An 18,255-nucleotide genomic window follows, 5' to 3' on the forward strand; every position below is an offset into this window, starting at 1 on the left:
TAATAAACTTTCCCTCCTAATTGTGTTATGCATGATACATTTTATGTATTGTACATTTTTACCTTACTTTTTTAATTGTAGTATAGTATTCATTATGCACTTTGTCAACCTGACGCCGCACTAAATGGCTCTTGTATACTGTTTCAGCCATTGTCTTTCTTCTTCTGTAAGATGCGGTCCGATCTTTTCGTACACTTCCTGGTGGTAACGATTGAGCCATTCTCTTTCCGATCGGCTCATCTCTTCCGGATCGATGCCGTCCAGGTCAATCGGAGCAAAGGTGATCGTCTCAAAGTGCATGAACTGCCCGTATTTATTCTTCACCCCTTTTCTTACGATAAGTTCATTCTCAATGCGGATACCAAACTGACCGTCCTCGTAAATGCCGGGTTCATCGGTAATAACCATGCCTTCCTCTAATTGATGATGTTCATTCTTACTTGGAACTACATACCAGCGGAAACCGGTCGGCGGCTCGTGTACATTGGCAAGATAACCCACGCCATGTCCCGTACCGCACTGATAATCAAGGTCAAGATCCCAGATTGGTTCTCTTGCCAGGACGTCGAGATTATATCCATAGCATCCATATAAGAATTTGGCGCGGGATAAATTCATCATAGCGCGCACAACCGCCGTAAAATATTTCTTCATCTGCCGGTCAACAGAACCCAGTACAAAGGTTCTTGTAATATCTGTCGAACCTTCATAATATCCGCCGCCTGTATCATTTAAGAAAAAGGCGCCCCCTTTTAACGGTACGTCGGACTCTTCACACGGAGAATAATGCATCATAGCCGCATGGTCTTTATAGGCGCAAAGCGGTTCAAAACTATCGCGGATGTATCCGTCTTGTGCCGCACGTAAAGCGGTAAGCTTGTCAATAGAACTTAATTCTGTAATCACCTCTTTATCATAGTGATTCTTAACCCAATACATAAATTTGGTAACTGCAACGCCGTCTTTAATATGGGCGGCCTTGATATTATCAAGTTCGGTATCGTTTTTCATCGCTTTCATAAGGATAGTCGGATTCGCCGCTTCCACTATGTTACAGGAAATATTTTTATAAAGCGCATAGTTCATCTTCATCGGATCGATCAGAAGCGTCTCGGAAGCGTCAAGCTTTTGGATATCCTGGTAAATATCATTGTAAGGATGAAGCGTTACCTTTGCTTTTTTGAATTCATTAAGAATCCGGTCGTTTAATTTTTTCTCATTTACATAGAGTTCTACACCATCCATTCTTACTATGGCATAAGAAAGAAGCAGCGGGAAGTAATCGATATCGTCGCCGCGGACATTAAGAAGCCAGCATATATCGTCAAGGGATGCGATCGCATGAACGGTAGCGCCGTATTCCGCCATGGCCTTACGTACGCGCTCCAATTTTGACGCAATGCTTGCTCCGGTATATCTTTCTTCCAGAAAGAAAGCGGGTTTATCGGACAACGCCGGCCTGTCCTGCCAGATGGCATTGATAAGATCTTCCGAATAATGAATCTGAATCCCTTTGGAACCCAGCGCCACTTCATATTCCTGGCCTTCGCCCATGGACAGAACCCGCCCGTCGAAGGCAACCGTTCCGCCGGACGGAACCACATCCGAAAGATATTCTGTAATAGTAGGCGTATCGCCGACAAACATCTTCATCAAGCGGACGCCGGTTCCTGCCAGTTCCTGCTCCGCCTGGAAGAAATAACGCCCGTCCGTCCAAAGGCAGGCATCGTCCTGACATATAACGGCCGTTCCGTAAGAGCCGCTAAATCCGGTAATATATTGTCTTGCTTTAAAATGCTCTCCCACATATTCGCTTTGGTGAAAATCCGCAGTAGGCACAACATAAGCAGAAATACTCTTCTCTGCCATAAGCGCGCGAAGACTGGCAATTCGTTCTGATACTGTCATGATTCAAAACCTCCTCTTAAAAACATAGAATTCAAAAGTTATTATGTGAAAAAGAGACCGCTGACGCAATCTCTTTTTCTCTTTCTATGAAGTTGTTGATTATTGGGCTTTTTCCATCTCGTCCAGTTTTCCGCTGCACGCCCAGAGAATAATGCCAAGAATAATAATGACAATCGCTAATCCGCCGTAGCCCATAGTAAAGTCCATACCCTTAAGCCATGCATATAAAGCCGGGTAAGTCTTCTGGGCAAGGAACACGGCGATCGGCCAGAAGCCAAGCAGAAGTCCCAGCACCTTCGCAGGCGCAAGTTTGGAGATAAAGGAGTTCCCCAGCGGGGAGAATACCATCTCTCCGACAGACATCAACAGGCATACAAGCGCCAGCCAGAATACGGAGCACTGTCCGTTCACTGCGGCAATCTTATCTGCCACAACCATTACTATGTAAGAAATACCTACCAGTATAATACCAAGCGCCGTTTTTTTGAACATGCTCATGTCGCCCTTCGGTCTCTTGGCAAGTTTGGCCCACAACATCGCAAGTACAGGACCTAAGATTATACATACCAGAGCATTTACAGAATCAAACCAGGAAGTTGGAATCTGGAAACTTCCTATATACCAGTTGGCAAGATTCATATAATCGCTGCCGTTTCCCCAGCCAAAACGGAAGTAAGCCGGCATATAAGCCATATACCATACCATCCAGAATACGCTGGAGAACAGGGTTACAAGAACAATTGCCACAATTCGTTTGATATCGCCGGACGTCAATTTCGTGTCGCCATCCTTTTTCTTGCTGACCGTTTCAAATTCCCGCTGATCTGCCTTGAATGGTTTCTTCCCGGCATCTCCCAGAGATCTTCCGTTGAGAATAAACCATACCGCGTCAATGAACATGAAAATACCGCAGATTAAAAATACAGTATTGAAACTTGTCTTGAGCCCGAACAATCCTGTTGTAGCGAGTATTGCAATAAATGTGGTCCCGATAAAGGAACCGATGTTAACGAATGAATACTGAATCGAAAAGGCCGCGTCCAATTCATCCGCATCATGGAACAGCAGACCGTTGATACCGGACAGATTCCCCTTGAACAGTCCTGTGCCGACTGCTACCAGAATAATCATCGCCCATACCAGCGTCAGAGAATCTGCCCTCCATGTACAGAGGTATCCGAGGCCCATAAGAATCATTCCTAACGGTACGCAAATTCTCGGGCTGATCCAATGATCCGCAATGTAACCGCCAAAAAGAGGCGTAATGTACGTCCAGGCCACAAAAGAACCGGACATGGCAGAGGCTTCAATATCCGATAATCCCAAGCCGCCCGATGCAACCTCTGTTGCAATCCAAATGGCTAACAAATACTTCATTGTGTAAAACGCCAGCCTCTCAAATGTAAAACCGAGCGCGCAGACATAAAAGCCAAATGGTCTTCCTTTCTTTACTTTTTCCACTTCTCATCCCTCCTGTGTTTCATAATAATGCTTCATAAATCCATCTGCTATAAACGCAGTATGTACACATTTATGTATTATAGCATAAAGCTCCGCTTTATACAATCAGAAATTCATCAGACGGGCTAATCGTAATGATTCATCCATTTGATGAGTTCTTTGCAGTAATCATCATGTCTGTCTACGAAACAGGTATGTCTGGCATTCTCCCACAGAATCCACTTCGAATTAGGAATGCCGTCCGCCAGCGTCTTGGCAACAAGAGGAGAACACAGATCGGATATGCCGCTGCAGATCAAGGAAGGGATCTGAATCTCGCCAAGCCTGTCGGTATATTCGAAATCCTTCAGTGTTCCTGTCGGCGCGAATTCATTAGGTCCCCATCCATATATGTACGACTCTGAACCAGATTTTTTCGGTCTGGTGCAGCATGCAGGGGCATCCTGCCCAAGCCAGTAGTTACAGTATCTGTCCATGTATTCTGCAACTGCGGCATCGTAGGCCTCGCCGGTGAAATCTCCTGTAGTAAGCGCATGGTTAATGGCGTCCTGCATCTCCCGAGGCATCATTTTGATCCGGCGCAGGCCCTCCTTCTCCCAGAGCGAGCTGCTTGAGTGCCCGCTGGATATGATGAAACTCTTGACTCCCTTTGGTTTACGTTCAATCGCATAGGCAATCTGCATCATCCCTCCCCAGGACTGGCCGATGATGTGGCAGGTATCCAGTCCAAGGTGCGCTCTTAAAGCATCCAGTTCATCCAGCCAGACGTCCTGATTCCACAGTTCCGGATGCCCGTCAAGATAAGAATTGCCACAGCCAATCTGGTCATACATCACGATCATCCGGGCATCGTCATCTGCCAGATTATCCAACACCTCATAATAATTATGGGTAGAGCCCGGCCCCCCGTGCAGGCAGATCAACGGCGCCTTCCCATTCGGCTGCTTCTCACCGACAATCCTGTAATAGGTCTGATGCTCCAGGTATGGCATATAGCCTTCTGTAATTTTTGTCATGCTTCATAATCCTCCCTTCGGATAATTTTTTTACTAATTGCAGTATAATATATAAACAGCAAAAAAGAAATAACTTTACTTTTCCCTCATAGCCAAACGCACATCCAACCAGCAGTTTTACATAAGTCATCTCCTCCTTTTCGTCTGCAACGGCTGGAAGTAAAAATAGTGTCTTCGACACTTCAACTCCCCTGCCCCTCAATCATGAGGGATAGGGGTTTCTTTTTGCTTCATTTTGCTTCATAATGGTCTTATGAATATCTTACAAAAAATTTTTATCGAACATTATGAAGAAATGATTTATCTTCAACATCCTCGTGATGCTATTGTTGAGAATGTAGAAAAAATGATTCATTGTGGCGATCCATCTTATGGCGGCGCCATGTATATTTGTCCCAATTGTGGTAATTTCAAATTTACTGCTTTTCGTTGTCATTCTCGCTTCTGTCCAACTTGTGGTAACATGTATTCCATTGACAGAACTACTGCTATGTCTTTTAAGATTATTGATGTACAACATCGGCATTGTGTTTTTACCATTGATGATTCTTTGCGGCCTTTTTTTCTTAAAGACCGTTCTCTTCTTAACTGCCTTTTTTCGGCAGTCAACAGCGTGATTTCTCGTATGTTCCATAAAGAAAATAAATCTGAATTATTTACTCCTGGATTTATTTGCGTCCTTCATACCTTTGGCAGAGATTTAAAATGGAATCCTCACATTCACTGCCTTGTTTCTGAAGGTGGTGTTGGTAATACTCTTTCCTGGCGACACTTCAAACATTTTAACTATCATTTTTTACGTGATGCGTTCCAAACTGCTCTTTTAAATGAACTCCATCAAAAAATAGGTCCAGCTTTCAAAAAAGTAAAATCTGCTATCTATGCAAAAGATAAAAATGGTTTTTATGTTCGCGCCATGCCTAACAAGTGTAATCCTTCTCAGGTTATCAAATATATCGGTCGTTATCTTGGCAGACCTGTTATTGCTACTTCTCGCATTGATTCTTACGATGGTGATTTTGTCACCTTCCATTACAACCGTCATGAAGACAATAAACTTATTACAGAAACTGTTCCTGTTTTGGAATTCATTGACCGCTTAACACAACACATCCCTGAAAAACATTTTAAAATGATTCGCTATTATGGTATTTACGCTCGTCACCGTAATTCTGACAATTTTTTACGAAAAGCCATTTCCAGAGAAAAACATAACTTTTTTCTTTCACTCAATAGGTGGCGTGATTCAATCTTACATTCTTTTGGTTACGATCCTTTAAAATGTCCGAACTGTGGAAAAACCATGCTATTTTTAGAACTATATTTTAATCATAATCCTGTTCCTTTGCATGAATTATACGAAAAGGCTATGCAAAAACATAGATGTCGTTCGCCTGCCTCGTTTTCATATCTTCCAAAACCTCTTTTCTCATGATAAACTCAATATATCTTAAGAACGGAGGCCACACTATGAAACGTATAACAGAAGCAGAACTCGCAAAGGAACTAAGGGAACAGTACATTAAAAATCCACCAGAAGGTATGACTTCTAAAGAAGTCCATGACATGAGTGACGACGAACTTCTGGATATGGATTATTTCTTACATGAATTTGATAACCTTGATGATGACGATTTTGGTGAAGAGGGCTTTTACATCTTTTAATCCAAACCGTCTGATTCACTATGCCCGCTTTTGAGCGGGCTATTTTAGTCCCCAAGTTCTCCGAAAGGAGAACTTTCCTATAAAGTAAAAAAAGAGTACCTTTCAGCAAAAGGTACTCCCGGTCATACGTTTGCCTTAAAATGCAACCGCTCCTGTCTCTGTTCCATTGATAACATAGTACACGGCGCCTTCTTCCGGCTTTATGTATAGATCCATAGACTTAATATCTCCAACCTTTTTCCCGGTACTTGTCCAGGCTTTCTTTACGCTGGCTATGATATCTTTCTCTTCTACCTGTTTCCCGTAATATTCAACAAAGGCATTTACCTTTATCTCTTTTTTCGCTGTTGTCTTCTTTGCAGCCGTCGTTTTTGTTGCTGCCTTCTTCGTCGCTGTTCTTCTGGTTGTTGCTTTCCTTACAGGTGCTTTCTTTTCCGTTGCTTTCTCAGCTGCAGGAGTTTTAGCCGTCTCAGCCTTATCTGCTACCGGTGTTTTCTTTGGCTCTGTTTTTTCAGGCTCAGCCAACTTGACTGTCGTTTTTGCTTCAGCAGCCTGCTTGACTGGCTCTTTTGCTTCAGCAGCCTGCTTGACTGGCTCTTTTGCTGCCGCAGGTTTTACTGTTTCCGCTTTGACTGCTGCCATATCAGCAGATGCAGTTGTCACCGCCGCAGTTTTGTTCACAGTTTCTGTTTTCTTGGTTGCTGATGTTACTTTTTTTGTGGCCATGATAATTCCTCCTCATTTCTACTAAGCCTCATCACCTAGTCCTGAATATTATAGCACATTCTTCCAAAATTGCAATTCTTACCAAAAATTCCATGATATTGCCAGTATACTGGCGATTCAAACCGGCAAATTAATCAAATTTTGCCAATTCCCCTTCTACCTGCCCGCTACCCCTGCAATTATCATGCCGGCTGCTACTGCCACCAAGAACAGGACTCCGACAATCTTAAGGTTTTCCCTTCTATTCCGGTTCATCTTGAACAGAACCACAAGTCCGACGCCTGCCCCTGTACACAGTCCGGCGATCACTGAAGCAAAAGAAATCGCTCCATTCAGATACAGCTGGGTCAGAATAACGGATGCCGCGCAGTTAGGGATCAGGCCGATGATAGCCGCAATCACCGGCTGAAATATAGTATTCCCCAGCAGAAACTTAGATAACTGTTCAATACCGAAGATTTCTATGCAAAGATTCAAGATTCCTGTAAATATAAAAAGATAAATAAATATTCTTATTGTATGATGCCATACAGGCTTCCATATTCCCGCATCCTCTTCATCGCATCCACAGTCTTTGCACAGATTCCCGCTTTCCTTGACTGTGGCAATCTGATTCCGAAAGAAGATGTCTATGATATATCCTGCCGTAACCGCAATGATTACCTTTGCAGCAAGGAGAACTCCCACTTCCCGGATCCTTTCCGGGTTGCTCATAATAATCAAGACAGCCTCATCTGATGTGGCAATAAATACAGACAGAAGGGTTCCCACCGATATGATTCCGCCTGCGTACAGGTTCGCCGCCATAACCGAGAATCCGCATTGAGGCACGCATCCGGCAACTGCCCCAACAACCGGGCCTGCTTTCCCTACTTTTGCCAGCGCCTTTGCGGTAAAGTCACTGGAGTAATGTTCCAAAGCCTCTATTAAGATAAATGCCACAAATAAAAATGGAAGCATCTTCAGACAGTCAAAAGTGGTATCCATAACAGCCTCCACTAACATTTTCATATATATCCTATCCTTTCTGTTCCGGCCAATAAGCCTAATAGATTTATTTTAGATGCTTCTCCTATAATTTTCAAGGACAATTTAAAAGAACACGCCATCTATTGCCCGCTAATGATCGACAAAAATTGACAGACAACTGAATATTTTTTAAATTTGCACTTGACTTTTTTCTTCATAAGTTAAAATAATACCATAAAAGACGATGTTGATTCATCCAAATGCAGGCAGGGGCATAGTATTCATCCAAATACTATGCCCCTCGTACATCCTAAGACTACCAGCCTTTATACAGTTCTTCTAATATATCTACCGTCTTCTCCATGCCAAGCCGGCTTGCATTCAGCAGCATCTGATGCGCCTGCACGCTTCCCCAGTCAAGTCCTGTATGGGACTCATAATAATACTTGCGCTCACGGTCAATCTTCTTGATCCGATCTGCCGCCTTACGCTCCGACAGATCATATCGCTGTGCAATCCTCTTAATCCGGTCTTCCTTATCTGCACAGATAAAGACATTGATTAAATTAGGATTATCTCTTAACACGAAGTCCGCACAGCGCCCGACAATAACGCAGGATCCTCTCTCAGCCAGTTTGCGGATGATCTCGCACTGCAGTTCATACACTTGCTCGCTAAGCGGCTGTATGTATTCTGTGGCATTGATATAAGTGGAGTACTCCATCGGCGCAATCACATAGCCTGCCAGGAAACTGTTCAGCGTCGTCTCATCCACCGCCTGCGCGGTCTCCTCCCGGATATCCAGTTTCTCGGCTACCATCCTCACCAGATTATTGTCATACAGCGGGATATCCAGCCGTGTTGCCAGCCGATTGCCAATCTCATGCCCACCGCTGCCAAACTGACGGCCGATCGTAACTATTTTATGCTCTGCCATACCGATCCCTCCCTTTCCAGAAGACTTTATAACAACGACTATTATTTATCTTTATTATACATCTCTTTCAAGGGAAAATGCCACTAAAAACGTAATTTTTTCTAATCCGTCAGTTCTTCGCAGCGTTCCGTCGAATATACGACTCCTTCCTTCATGACAAAAGCACAGTCAAGAAGCGCATATGGATCTGTCATCAAGTCTCTCTTCCAAGCTGCGATATCCGCATATTTTCCCGGCTCAAGCGTGCCGATCTTATCCTCCAGCTGAAGGATCTCGGAATTCACCTGGGTCGCGGCATGCAGCGTCCGGAAGGTTCCCATCCTCATCTTTTACAGACTAAAGTCTTTAATTTGTCAAAAAAAGACTCCTTTCGGAGTCTCTTTCTTCCCTATTCTAGTCTCTCGGCCTCATGAATTCAATGTACAGGTCAAAGTTCCTGCTCCCAAAATATCCTAGTGAAAAGGAACCGTTCTGCACGCACCAATCCATAATGATGCCTCTTTCCAAAAGCAGTACATGATGCGCAAGTTCTTCTACCGACATATCCTCCCGGATCTCATGCTTTTTCTGGCCTTCGGCAATAATCTTCCTGACCAGCCTGTTATAAAACCGGTCTGGATTCAGGAAGCAGTCCTGCTTCTTCTTGGTCAGTTGGGACTGATACAATGCCGCCAAAAGTTCCGCCGATACATTACCTTCAATGAAGTATGAAACATATTGGCTTAACTGTTCAAGCTGCACGATACTGTCCAGGCTTCTGTCCATCGTCTCATAGAATTTCTCATATTCCCGGTCAAAAATGGCATACAGGGAATTCAGCAGTTCTTCCTTCGCTTTAAAATAATAATAAAATCCCCCTTTGGACGTATTGGCCTTCTTTACGATATCATCGACGGTGGTATTCTCATATCCCTGTTTATAAAATAGTTGCCAGGCTGCATCTATGATCTGCTTTCTTAAATCTTCTCTCTCTTCATGCTTTGCCATATACCCTCTTCCTACCTTCTCTGTTCTGTTGTCTGACAGCGCCCTTTGGCTAGTCAAACAACGGCGTTGAGAAATACCTCTCGGCAGTATCAGCTAATATGGTCACAACCGTCTTTCCCGGTCCCAGCTTCTTTGCAAGACGAAGGGCTGCAGCCACATTGGTTCCGCTGGAGATGCCGCACATGAGGCCTTCCTTTGCCGCCAGTTCCTTTGCCGTCCTCACTGCCTCCTCATCTGTGACAATCGCGATATCATCATAGATCTCCTGGTTCAGTATGGCCGGTATGACTCCATCGCCGATTCCCATCTGCAGATGGGATCCCACCTCTTTGCCGGACAATATTGCGGCATTCTCAGGCTCAATGGCCCAGATCTCCATATCTGGATTTGCTGCCTTAAGGGCTTCGCCGATACCGGTGATGGTTCCGCCTGTGCCAATGCCGGAGCAGAAGCCATGAATCGGCTTTCCTGCCTGCTCCAGGATTTCCTTTGCCGTCTGTTCCCTGTGGGCTGCGCTGTTCGCTTCATTTTCAAACTGCTGCGGCACATATACGTTTGGATCTTCCTTTGCCATAGAAAGCGCCGTCTCCATGCACTTTGCAATGCAGTCGCCTATATTCCCCGCATCATGGATCAAGATGACCTGAGCGCCGTAATTCTTCACCAGCTTTCTTCTCTCCTCGCTGACAGAATCCGGCATAATGATCACCGTCTTATATCCCTTTACCGCGCCGATAAGAGCCAGGCCGATCCCCTGGTTTCCACTGGTCGGCTCTACGATAATCGTGTCCTTATGAATAAGCCCTTTCTTCTCGGCTGCTTCAATCATATTCATTGCTGTGCGCGTCTTGATGGACCCGCCTACATTCACCGCTTCGAACTTTACCAGAACTTCTGCCTCATCCGGCCCCGTCATCCTGTTCAGGCGGATGAGGGGAGTATTTCCCACTGCTTCTAATACATCATTGTATATCATTGTTCATGACCTTCCTTTTGTTATTCTTATAATTAGACTATAGAACAAATTGGAAAATGTTTCAAGTATTATGCAGATTCCCCGATTCGTTCCCCCATCTTTACGATCGTCTCGTATCCCCTGGCCGTATTCAAAACCAGCTGCTCTTTTGGATGCACCGCGCCTTCCTGAAACAGCAGGATCACCGTAGATCCCCCGAATTCGAACCGTCCTTTCTCCTGGCCCCGTCTTACTTCACAGGCCTGATGATAGTTGGTGATGCGCCCTACCATCAGGGCGCCTACTTCCATCATGAGCACCGTCTTGAAATGCCGGCTTTTTAAAAGAGAATACTCCCTGGTATTCTCTTTGTAGATAGGAACCATATCATTGGCCACTGGATTAACGGTATGAAAGACCCCGGGGATATGGATGTTACGGGATTTTCTGCCTTCGTCAATATAGCAGTATCTGTGATAGTCGTCCACCGTAAGCCGGAACACGAAGGCCCATCCGCCATCATACCGTTCTGCAAGCCTCCTGGAACGGAGCAGGCTCTCAATCGTATACGGCGTATCCTTAATCACAAATGTGCCTTCTCCTGACCTTCCGCTTTTGATAGGATAAACGCTTAACTTCCCGTCACAAGGGCTGGTCAGCGTCTCTTCATCTCCCTGAGGCATACGATACTGCGGCTTTAACTTTCTGGTAAAGAAATCATTATAGGACGAGAATTCCTGCCTCAGGCAGCAGGAAAGATCAATCCTGTTTTTTCTCACAAATGGCCCGATCAGACATCGGGACCAGGGTTGCTCCAGAAGCCAGCCCCCTAATCGGGATACCCCCGGACGTGTCATGGCTTTCAGAAAGATTCTTCCCGCCCGGCTGGTATACAGGTGCCGAAGCAGTCTGTCCTGCCCGGATTCTTCTATCGTCTCTTTTCCGTCTCTGTCAATATATTTCATCATTTCCTTCACGCTCCATACCTGTAATGCAAGCCTAGTGCACCCATCTTGTGAACCAGGGCCATCCTGCGTGAAAACTGATTCGGTAATTGGTAAAAATCAGCATGATCAGCACGGCAACGCCAACCACTGCTACCAGGACTGCCAAAGTCGCGTTATTGGGCTTCTTAAGTTTGAAATCTACTACAAACAGGATGCCTACGATAATCAGCGCCAAAACCAGGCAAAGCCGGAATATGTAATCTGGCACGAAGAACTGTACCATAAATACCAGCGGAAGCACGATCGCCATGGATGTAATCGGCAGCCCGCGGTAGTATTTCTCCCCAGTCTCCGTCACCAGCGCATTCTTGGCTTCCATCACATTAAAATATGCCAGCCTTACTACGGAATTAACGCAGTATAGGATGATTGCCGCAATTCCAATGGGTCCCCGCACTCCCAGCAGATAGCAGATCAGCGCCGGGAACGCGCCGAAGCAGACTACATCGCACAGCGAGTCGATCTGAATTCCAAAGGCCTTCTCATCCTCGGTCCTGTCTTTCTTAGTACGTGCGATCTTCCCGTCAAACATGTCGCACAGTCCAGAGATCGCAAGGCACAGGATTGCCGTCTTGAATCTCCCGTGAATTGCCTGCGTCATTCCGAATACGGAAGAGGCAAGGCTTATATACGTTAATACTACCGTGTAATTATAATATCCTATCATTCTTCTTCTCTCTTTTCTTCATTCTTTTCTCTTATTCCACAGCCGGATCCCGGCCAATCCTTAAATGGGCGAATAATGTCAGGCCTGCGCAGAGCAGCAGCTGGATATAATATGCGATACCTCTGCTGAGCACCATTCCCGGCAGCAGCAGCCCCGCCGTAAATACCCCCCTAAAAATGATCAGGAAAAGGTTCTCGCTGATCCCCATCCCTCCCGGAAGCGGGAGCATATCTACCGATACGGAAACCACTGCCTGCAGCATTACCACGTCATACATATGGGCGCCATGGAGCCCAAAAGCCTTATATACGAACCAGGTGACAAAAAACAGGGCAAACCTCTGTAGAAATGTAATCGCCAGAACATTTATGATAACCTTTCCATGCGTTCTAAGATACACCGCCGTTGCATTATACTGATCCATAGATGCGGACAGCCTGCGCGTACGTTCCGGCTTGTACTTTAGGATTCTTAATCGCTCCAGCAGTTTCAGGCATTTCATCATGATCCATTTTGCCAGGGCCGGATGAAACGCCAGAACGGACATGGCAATACAGCAGCCAACGTTCAGGGCTACCCCCAGATAGAATACCGGGAGAATCCCCTCCAAGTACCGGTGAACGAATCCTCTCTGGAAGAACGCCACAAAAAGGCCGATCACTACCAGTACGGACTTATATGTTATTGTAACAATCATCAGAACCAATGTCGATACCGGAATGGGAATTTTATTCTTCCGCATATAGTAGATCTGCATTGGCTGGCCTCCGCTTGCCGAGGGCGTGATGGCGCTGAAGAAGAACCCCACGCAGGAGTATAGAAAACAGGTCCATCTCTTCTCATGGATCTTCAGCGTGCGAAACATATACCAGATAATTATGGACTCTCCCCATATGAAGATAATGACTCCCAGGCCTCCTGGCAGGATGTACCAGGGATTCACCTTAAGGATTGCCCGCATGACCGCTCTAAAATCCTCGCCTTTGAACACGCTGTATAGTGTCAGCGCGAATACCAGCAGTAGAAAAGCGGTATTGGCAATCTTTTTCTTTTTGCTTGTCACGCTTCCCCTTCTTTCCTGCTTATTTTTCCCTGCCTGTCAAAGATTCCCCTGTACAGCCAGTCGAATACCCGCTTCGGGCCGCGGTAAGCCTGCGTATGGAATGCCAGCCAGTAAGTCAGTTCGGCTATGGCAATTCCTCCAAACGCATCTATGATATAATGCTGCTTCGTCAACTGCGTAGAGACGCAGACCAGCAACGCAAAGATACAGGAAAAGGCCCGGTAAGCCTTAGGAATATTCTCTCGGCCCCGGATTCCGATATAGCAGAACCAGCTGACCAGGCAATGGATGGACGGAAACAGTCTTGTCGGCTCATCGATACTGTATATCATTCCAAGAAGCTTCACAAAAATATCGTCTCCCGCCAATACCGGACGCACATTCGTAGTCGGCAGCAGGATGAATATGATGCCGCTGACAATTCGCGATAGCATATCTGCCGTCACGAACCGGAAGCAGTGTTCTTCTCCCTGCCTTGCAATCAATATATAATTAATGATCCAGAATATATAACAGCCCAGATAAATGACAGTAGCCCCTGGCACCAGCGGAATCGCCCTATCAACAGGAAGCGTCAGGTCATAGTGCTTCCAGTTTCCTGTCAAGGCTTCCGTTCCGAAATAAACCAGGCTATTCACCGCCACGCAGGACAACAGCGGAAAAACCGCGTATAGGGGCAGGAACTGCTGGTTTTTTCTTCTCTTGTCAACCATATCTTCTCTCTCCTTCTTACCTGCCTACAGGACATTATAACAGACTTTCAGCAAGAAGCGGCATATCTTTAATAATTCTTCATAATTTTCTTTCTAAAAAAATTCCCTGAAGGCAGCGTAACATATATTTTGCCTTCAGGGAATCTCTATATACAGTCTGTCATATTATTTGCCACAAGGGACCAGGAAGCCCCTCTGTCTCAAGTCTTCTTCTATCATATCCAGCGTCTCCTTGCTATCGGCGCTTACACGGTGGTAATGGTAATTCGAAGTAATATTCTTAAGAGGGCTTGACTTGCCGCTGCGGATATCTTCCATGAACTCCGCCACCTTCCTTCTGGAATTCACGCCAAGCACTGCCTCCATATGGCCATAGACCCGGTGGTTGATCATGACATTCTCCACGCATCCGCCCAGATCGACGATGGCGCACAGTTCTTCCTCCAGCTGCTCATCCGTATGCTGTACCTTGAAATCCCGGCTCACCGACTTTGGGGCATTCAGAATATACCCCCGGTTAGTAGATATTATATCATAGCCGGAAGCCCGGATCAGCGCGATATCCTGTACAATGACCTGACGGCTCACCTCATATCTTAAGGCCAGCTTCGTTCCCGATACCGGAGTCCTGCTTTCCTTTATCTGTTGGATAATATCCGCCCTTCTATCAGAACCAGTCATTCGTTCTGTCACCTCCTGAAATATTTTTTGTCTTATTATACTACATGAAGGTTCTTAAGGGAAATATCCAATATTGGAGCAGAATGGGTCAATGCGCCGCTGGAAATATAATCAACCCCCAGGGATGTCAGGCGGCTGATATTCTCCTTCGTCACATTGCCTGAGCATTCCGTCTCGGCGCGCCCGTCTATGATGCGGATCGCCTCTTCCATCTCTTCCTGGGACATATTATCCAGCATGATTATGTCCGCGCCGGCTTCAACCGCTTCCTTGACCATATTAAGATTCTCTACTTCTACCTCTATCTTCCTCACAAAAGGCGCATACTCCTTTGCCATCCGTACCGCCTTTCCTACGCCGCCTGCTGCTCCGATATGGTTGTCCTTGAGCAAAACCCCGTCTGACAGGTTGTAGCGGTGGTTATACCCGCCGCCTACGCGGACTGCGTATTTTTCGAAGATCCTCATATTGGGGGTCGTCTTCCTGGTATCCAGAAGTTTTGTCCCGCTGCCTTCCAGGAGCGCTGCCACGGAATGGGTATAGGTGGCGATGCCGCTCATCCTCTGCAGATAGTTAAGCGCAACCCGTTCACCGGACAGCAGAACACGGATGTCCCCCTTCACCTTTCCCATAAGCTGGCCCTTCTTTACTTCATCTCCATCCTTACAGTAAAGTTCTACCCTGACCTTTGCATCCAGAAGTTCAAACACCCTGCCAAATACCTCCAGGCCTGCAATGATGCCATCCTGCTTGCAGATCAGATCCACTTCTCCTTCTGCCGCTTCCTTCATTACGGCATTCGTCGTAACGTCCTCGCTTGAAATGTCTTCTCTTAGCGCTTCCCTGATCAGATGGTCTACCTGCAGGGTCATCGTGATACTGTTCATATGTCTTCCAATCTCCTTTTCTTCCTTCTTACGCCGTCTCTTGCGCCACTTCTTCCTTCTCCATAGCATGTCCGATCTTTCTGGCTGCCCGCTTGGCAAATACCATGCTCTCTAATAGAGAATTGCTTGCCAGGCGGTTGGCGCCGTGCACTCCGTTGCAGCTGGTCTCCCCCACCGCATACAGATTCTCCATGCTGGTTTGGCTGTCCAGATCTACCCAGATGCCCCCCATGAAGTAGTGCTGGGCCGGAACTACCGGTATGCATTCTTTTGTCACATCGTATCCTTCTTCCAGACAGTGCTGGTATATATTAGGGAAATGCTTCAATATCTGCTCTCTGGGAATGTGCTCCATAGATAGCCATACATAATCGGTGCCATCCTTTTCCATCTGTCTGTGGATTGCCTCAGTAACCACGTCCCTTGGGAGCAGTTCGTTGACGAAGCGTTCTTTGTCTTTATTATATAAAACGGCCCCCTCTCCTCTTACAGACTCGGATATCAGGAATCGCCTCCCTGGCTTGGTAGAATACAAGGTAGTGGGGTGTATCTGTACATAATCCAGATGTTCCATCCGGATTCCATGCTTTCCTGCGATCTCAAGCGCATCCCCTGTCAAATGCGGAAAGTTCGTGGAATGCTTGTATCTTCCCCCAATCCCTCCGCTTGCCAGTATCGTATCCGCCGCATGGATGATCAGCCTTCCTTTGGAATTCTCTGCTATAATGCCGCTGCATCGCCCATTCTCTTCTATGACATCCGTCATCGTCGTATACTCATAGATTGTAACGTTATTTAGTTTTTTCACTTGCGCAAGCAGCTTGCTCGTAATCTCCTTGCCTGTAATGTCCTCATGAAACAGTATGCGTGGCCTTGAGTGGGCGCCTTCTCTGGTGTATGCGAATTCTCCGTCCTCTTTTTCGAATTCCACGCCATATCCCACCAGGTCTTTAATAATTTCCTGGGAACCACGTATCATAACATCCACAGCCTCTTTGCGGTTCTCATAATGCCCTGCCTTCAGCGTATCCTCAAAATAACTGTCATAGTCATCCAAGCCCCGCATCACGCAGATGCCGCCTTGCGCCAGAAATGAATCGCTGCTTTCAAGGTCCGACTTCGTTATCATCACGATTTTCTTATCCGCCGGCAGGCTTAAAGCGCTAAACAGCCCGCCCACGCCGCTGCCGATGATAACCACATCTGTATTTAACTCCATTTTCCAATCCTCCCTGGATGAACCATCTTCTTCATAACCTGCCATCTATTTCGCCAGCTCCAGCATTCTTTCCAGCGGCTTTTTAGAGTTCCTGCGCAGTTCATCGGCTACATGAATCTCATTGTCCCCATTCTCCAGAACATGGAGGATCTTCTCCAGCGTGATTGTCTTCATATCTTCACAGACTGGCTCCGTCTTCGTAAAATAGAACCTTTTTTCCGGGTTCTGCTTTTCCAGTTCATAGCGTACCCCATTTTCCGTGCAGATGATAAATTCTTTATTTTCACTCTTTCCTGCATATGCGATAATGCCGGAGGTGCTTCCTACATAATCCGATATCTTTCGGATCTCTTCCGGGCATTCAGGGTGCGTCAAGATCAATGCCTCCGGGTGCTGCCTCTTGACTTCCTTTATCTCTGCGATCTGCATCTTCTCATGTACCGGACAGTATCCTTCATTATAGACGAAATTCTTCTCCGGCACTTGTTCCGCTACATGATGTGCCAGATTCCTATCAGGGATAAAGAATATATTCTTATTGGGCAGCGCTTTGACGATCTTCGCCGCATTAGCAGATGTCACGCATACGTCGGAATGCCGCTTGAGTTCCGCCGTAGAATTAATGTAGCATACCACTGCCAGATCCTCGTATGTATCCCGCATTTTGCTTATGATCTGAGCATCTGCCATATGCGCCATGGCACAATCTGCCGAGGCATCCGGCATAAGGACCGTCTTTCCTGGATTCAGGATCTTGGCGCTCTCGCCCATGAACGACACGCCGGCAAATATAATAGTCTGTTCTGTCAGACCCACAGCCACCTTACTCAGATAGAAGGAGTCCCCAATATAGTCGGCAATCTCTTGCACCTCGGGCCTGACATAATAGTGGGCCAGAATGACCGCGTTCTTTTCCTCTTTTAACTTTTTAATCTTTTCCGTGATATCCATAGCATTTTTCTCCTTAACTTGAGTTCTCACTATTATACCACCGTTCTTTACATATGACAAGACAGATAAGTTTACACTCTTACGTAAGTTCTACGATTCCGCTCAACCAGCTGAATCTTTCCCTGATCCATGACCAGCACTTTTGTGCCAAGTTTCAGCGTCTCCGATATATCATTCGTTACAAAGAGTATTGTGATATGAGTCTGTGCATAGATTCTCTGCAATTCATCCTGAAGCCGGCCCCGGGTAATCTCATCCCCTGCCCAAAAAGGTTCTTCTTCCAGGCCAACGATTCCCATCCATTTGCCCAGAGCCTCCCGGGTACGTTTTCATAGGATATGTTCTGCTCCACCGTCATATGCGAAAACAGTACGCTACCTTGTATTGCATATCCGATATTCCTCCGAAGTTCTATCATATCCTTATTCCGGATATTCTCTCCA

General features: G+C 46.1%; 20 protein-coding genes. 2 read left to right on the plus strand and 18 right to left on the minus strand.

Annotated elements, in window-relative coordinates:
* Positions 1-120: 120 nt before the first annotated feature.
* The 3 genes from HDCHBGLK_RS00815 to pepI all read right to left on the minus strand — a co-directional run bounded on the left by HDCHBGLK_RS00815 (position 121) and on the right by pepI (position 4,385).
* Entirely contained in the window at positions 121-1,908 is a 1,788-nt protein-coding gene (locus HDCHBGLK_RS00815) for an aminopeptidase P family N-terminal domain-containing protein (RefSeq protein WP_004608205.1), read from the minus strand.
* A gap of 99 nt (positions 1,909-2,007) precedes the next feature.
* Complete coding sequence (locus HDCHBGLK_RS00820; RefSeq protein WP_004608204.1) at positions 2,008-3,369, minus strand: peptide MFS transporter; 1,362 nt, start codon at positions 3,367-3,369, stop codon at positions 2,008-2,010.
* A gap of 125 nt (positions 3,370-3,494) precedes the next feature.
* Positions 3,495-4,385, minus strand: coding sequence for a proline iminopeptidase (pepI, locus tag HDCHBGLK_RS00825; protein ID WP_004608203.1), 891 nt, complete (start codon positions 4,383-4,385; stop codon positions 3,495-3,497).
* A gap of 253 nt (positions 4,386-4,638) precedes the next feature.
* Between pepI and HDCHBGLK_RS00830 the strand changes: the two genes are divergently transcribed.
* Both HDCHBGLK_RS00830 and HDCHBGLK_RS00835 read left to right on the plus strand, forming a co-directional pair.
* Positions 4,639-5,820: an IS91 family transposase gene (locus HDCHBGLK_RS00830; protein WP_039909242.1), complete on the plus strand. Its 1,182-nt coding sequence runs from the start codon at positions 4,639-4,641 to the stop codon at positions 5,818-5,820.
* Positions 5,821-5,855: 35 nt separating this feature from the next.
* The gene (locus HDCHBGLK_RS00835) at positions 5,856-6,050 is read left to right on the plus strand and encodes a hypothetical protein (protein ID WP_004607984.1); all 195 of its coding nucleotides are present in this window, start codon (positions 5,856-5,858) and stop codon (positions 6,048-6,050) included.
* Between the two features lie 135 nt (positions 6,051-6,185).
* Here HDCHBGLK_RS00835 and HDCHBGLK_RS00840 read toward each other — a convergent pair whose 3' ends face one another.
* The 15 genes from HDCHBGLK_RS00840 to HDCHBGLK_RS19615 all read right to left on the minus strand — a co-directional run bounded on the left by HDCHBGLK_RS00840 (position 6,186) and on the right by HDCHBGLK_RS19615 (position 18,111).
* Complete coding sequence (locus HDCHBGLK_RS00840) at positions 6,186-6,776, minus strand: DUF6465 family protein (RefSeq protein WP_004606780.1); 591 nt, start codon at positions 6,774-6,776, stop codon at positions 6,186-6,188.
* Between the two features lie 156 nt (positions 6,777-6,932).
* Positions 6,933-7,787 carry a putative manganese transporter gene (locus tag HDCHBGLK_RS00845; protein WP_004606781.1) on the minus strand — a complete coding sequence of 285 codons (855 nt, stop codon included), beginning with the start codon at positions 7,785-7,787 and terminating at the stop codon, positions 6,933-6,935.
* A 274-nt stretch (positions 7,788-8,061) separates the two neighbouring features.
* Positions 8,062-8,682 (minus strand): cytidylate kinase-like family protein, encoded by a 621-nt coding sequence (locus HDCHBGLK_RS00850; RefSeq protein WP_004606782.1) that lies wholly within the window; start codon positions 8,680-8,682, stop codon positions 8,062-8,064.
* A gap of 101 nt (positions 8,683-8,783) precedes the next feature.
* Entirely contained in the window at positions 8,784-9,002 is a 219-nt protein-coding gene (locus HDCHBGLK_RS00855; RefSeq protein ID WP_039909674.1) for an amidohydrolase family protein, read from the minus strand.
* Between the two features lie 73 nt (positions 9,003-9,075).
* A complete protein-coding gene (locus HDCHBGLK_RS00860; protein ID WP_004606784.1) occupies positions 9,076-9,669 on the minus strand; it encodes a TetR/AcrR family transcriptional regulator in 594 nt (197 codons plus the stop codon).
* A 49-nt stretch (positions 9,670-9,718) separates the two neighbouring features.
* Positions 9,719-10,645: a cysteine synthase A gene (gene cysK, locus HDCHBGLK_RS00865; protein ID WP_004606785.1), complete on the minus strand. Its 927-nt coding sequence runs from the start codon at positions 10,643-10,645 to the stop codon at positions 9,719-9,721.
* 68 nt (positions 10,646-10,713) lie between these two features.
* Positions 10,714-11,592 (minus strand): phosphatidylserine decarboxylase, encoded by an 879-nt coding sequence (locus HDCHBGLK_RS00870; protein WP_004606786.1) that lies wholly within the window; start codon positions 11,590-11,592, stop codon positions 10,714-10,716.
* Positions 11,593-11,623: 31 nt separating this feature from the next.
* Positions 11,624-12,298 carry a CDP-alcohol phosphatidyltransferase family protein gene (locus HDCHBGLK_RS00875; protein WP_009249416.1) on the minus strand — a complete coding sequence of 225 codons (675 nt, stop codon included), beginning with the start codon at positions 12,296-12,298 and terminating at the stop codon, positions 11,624-11,626.
* Positions 12,299-12,329: 31 nt separating this feature from the next.
* Positions 12,330-13,361: a lysylphosphatidylglycerol synthase transmembrane domain-containing protein gene (locus HDCHBGLK_RS00880; RefSeq protein ID WP_004606788.1), complete on the minus strand. Its 1,032-nt coding sequence runs from the start codon at positions 13,359-13,361 to the stop codon at positions 12,330-12,332.
* The gene (locus tag HDCHBGLK_RS00885) at positions 13,358-14,074 is read right to left on the minus strand and encodes a phosphatase PAP2 family protein (protein ID WP_004606789.1); all 717 of its coding nucleotides are present in this window, start codon (positions 14,072-14,074) and stop codon (positions 13,358-13,360) included. The genes HDCHBGLK_RS00880 and HDCHBGLK_RS00885 overlap by 4 nt, the downstream gene beginning before the upstream one ends.
* 165 nt (positions 14,075-14,239) lie before the next feature.
* Positions 14,240-14,755, minus strand: coding sequence for a transcription repressor NadR (locus HDCHBGLK_RS00890; protein WP_004606790.1), 516 nt, complete (start codon positions 14,753-14,755; stop codon positions 14,240-14,242).
* A 35-nt stretch (positions 14,756-14,790) separates the two neighbouring features.
* Positions 14,791-15,642, minus strand: a complete 852-nt coding sequence (gene nadC / locus HDCHBGLK_RS00895) for a carboxylating nicotinate-nucleotide diphosphorylase (RefSeq protein ID WP_025642794.1) — start codon at positions 15,640-15,642, stop codon at positions 14,791-14,793.
* A 28-nt stretch (positions 15,643-15,670) separates the two neighbouring features.
* Entirely contained in the window at positions 15,671-16,861 is a 1,191-nt protein-coding gene (locus tag HDCHBGLK_RS00900) for an L-aspartate oxidase (RefSeq protein WP_039909685.1), read from the minus strand.
* A 45-nt stretch (positions 16,862-16,906) separates the two neighbouring features.
* On the minus strand, positions 16,907-17,812 hold the full coding sequence (gene nadA, locus HDCHBGLK_RS00905) for a quinolinate synthase NadA (RefSeq protein WP_009249420.1): 906 nt from the start codon (positions 17,810-17,812) through the stop codon (positions 16,907-16,909).
* A 71-nt stretch (positions 17,813-17,883) separates the two neighbouring features.
* Complete coding sequence (locus tag HDCHBGLK_RS19615; RefSeq protein WP_004606794.1) at positions 17,884-18,111, minus strand: hypothetical protein; 228 nt, start codon at positions 18,109-18,111, stop codon at positions 17,884-17,886.
* Between the last annotated feature and the right edge of the window lie 144 nt (positions 18,112-18,255).

Source organism: [Clostridium] scindens ATCC 35704 (genome assembly GCF_004295125.1).
Taxonomy (GTDB): Bacteria; Bacillota; Clostridia; order Lachnospirales; family Lachnospiraceae; genus Clostridium_AP; species Clostridium_AP scindens.

Bases quoted from the DNA above. Each gene is read 5' to 3' on its own strand.
- HDCHBGLK_RS00860 (WP_004606784.1), bottom strand. From the start codon at position 9,669: ATGGCAAAGCATGAAGAGAGAGAAGATTTAAGAAAGCAGATCATAGAT.
- HDCHBGLK_RS00870 (WP_004606786.1), bottom strand. From the start codon at position 11,592: ATGATGAAATATATTGACAGAGACGGAAAAGAGACGATAGAAGAATCC.
- HDCHBGLK_RS00850 (WP_004606782.1), bottom strand. From the start codon at position 8,682: ATGGCAGAGCATAAAATAGTTACGATCGGCCGTCAGTTTGGCAGCGGT.
- HDCHBGLK_RS00885 (WP_004606789.1), bottom strand. From the start codon at position 14,074: ATGGTTGACAAGAGAAGAAAAAACCAGCAGTTCCTGCCCCTATACGCG.
- cysK (WP_004606785.1), bottom strand. From the start codon at position 10,645: ATGATATACAATGATGTATTAGAAGCAGTGGGAAATACTCCCCTCATC.
- HDCHBGLK_RS00890 (WP_004606790.1), bottom strand. From the start codon at position 14,755: ATGACTGGTTCTGATAGAAGGGCGGATATTATCCAACAGATAAAGGAA.
- HDCHBGLK_RS00845 (WP_004606781.1), bottom strand. From the start codon at position 7,787: ATGAAAATGTTAGTGGAGGCTGTTATGGATACCACTTTTGACTGTCTG.
- nadA (WP_009249420.1), bottom strand. From the start codon at position 17,812: ATGGATATCACGGAAAAGATTAAAAAGTTAAAAGAGGAAAAGAACGCG.
- HDCHBGLK_RS00900 (WP_039909685.1), bottom strand. From the start codon at position 16,861: ATGGAGTTAAATACAGATGTGGTTATCATCGGCAGCGGCGTGGGCGGG.
- HDCHBGLK_RS00830 (WP_039909242.1), top strand. From the start codon at position 4,639: ATGAATATCTTACAAAAAATTTTTATCGAACATTATGAAGAAATGATT.
- HDCHBGLK_RS00840 (WP_004606780.1), bottom strand. From the start codon at position 6,776: ATGGCCACAAAAAAAGTAACATCAGCAACCAAGAAAACAGAAACTGTG.
- HDCHBGLK_RS00815 (WP_004608205.1), bottom strand. From the start codon at position 1,908: ATGACAGTATCAGAACGAATTGCCAGTCTTCGCGCGCTTATGGCAGAG.
- pepI (WP_004608203.1), bottom strand. From the start codon at position 4,385: ATGACAAAAATTACAGAAGGCTATATGCCATACCTGGAGCATCAGACC.
- HDCHBGLK_RS00875 (WP_009249416.1), bottom strand. From the start codon at position 12,298: ATGATAGGATATTATAATTACACGGTAGTATTAACGTATATAAGCCTT.
- HDCHBGLK_RS00835 (WP_004607984.1), top strand. From the start codon at position 5,856: ATGAAACGTATAACAGAAGCAGAACTCGCAAAGGAACTAAGGGAACAG.
- nadC (WP_025642794.1), bottom strand. From the start codon at position 15,642: ATGAACAGTATCACGATGACCCTGCAGGTAGACCATCTGATCAGGGAA.
- HDCHBGLK_RS00855 (WP_039909674.1), bottom strand. From the start codon at position 9,002: ATGGGAACCTTCCGGACGCTGCATGCCGCGACCCAGGTGAATTCCGAG.
- HDCHBGLK_RS19615 (WP_004606794.1), bottom strand. From the start codon at position 18,111: ATGGGAATCGTTGGCCTGGAAGAAGAACCTTTTTGGGCAGGGGATGAG.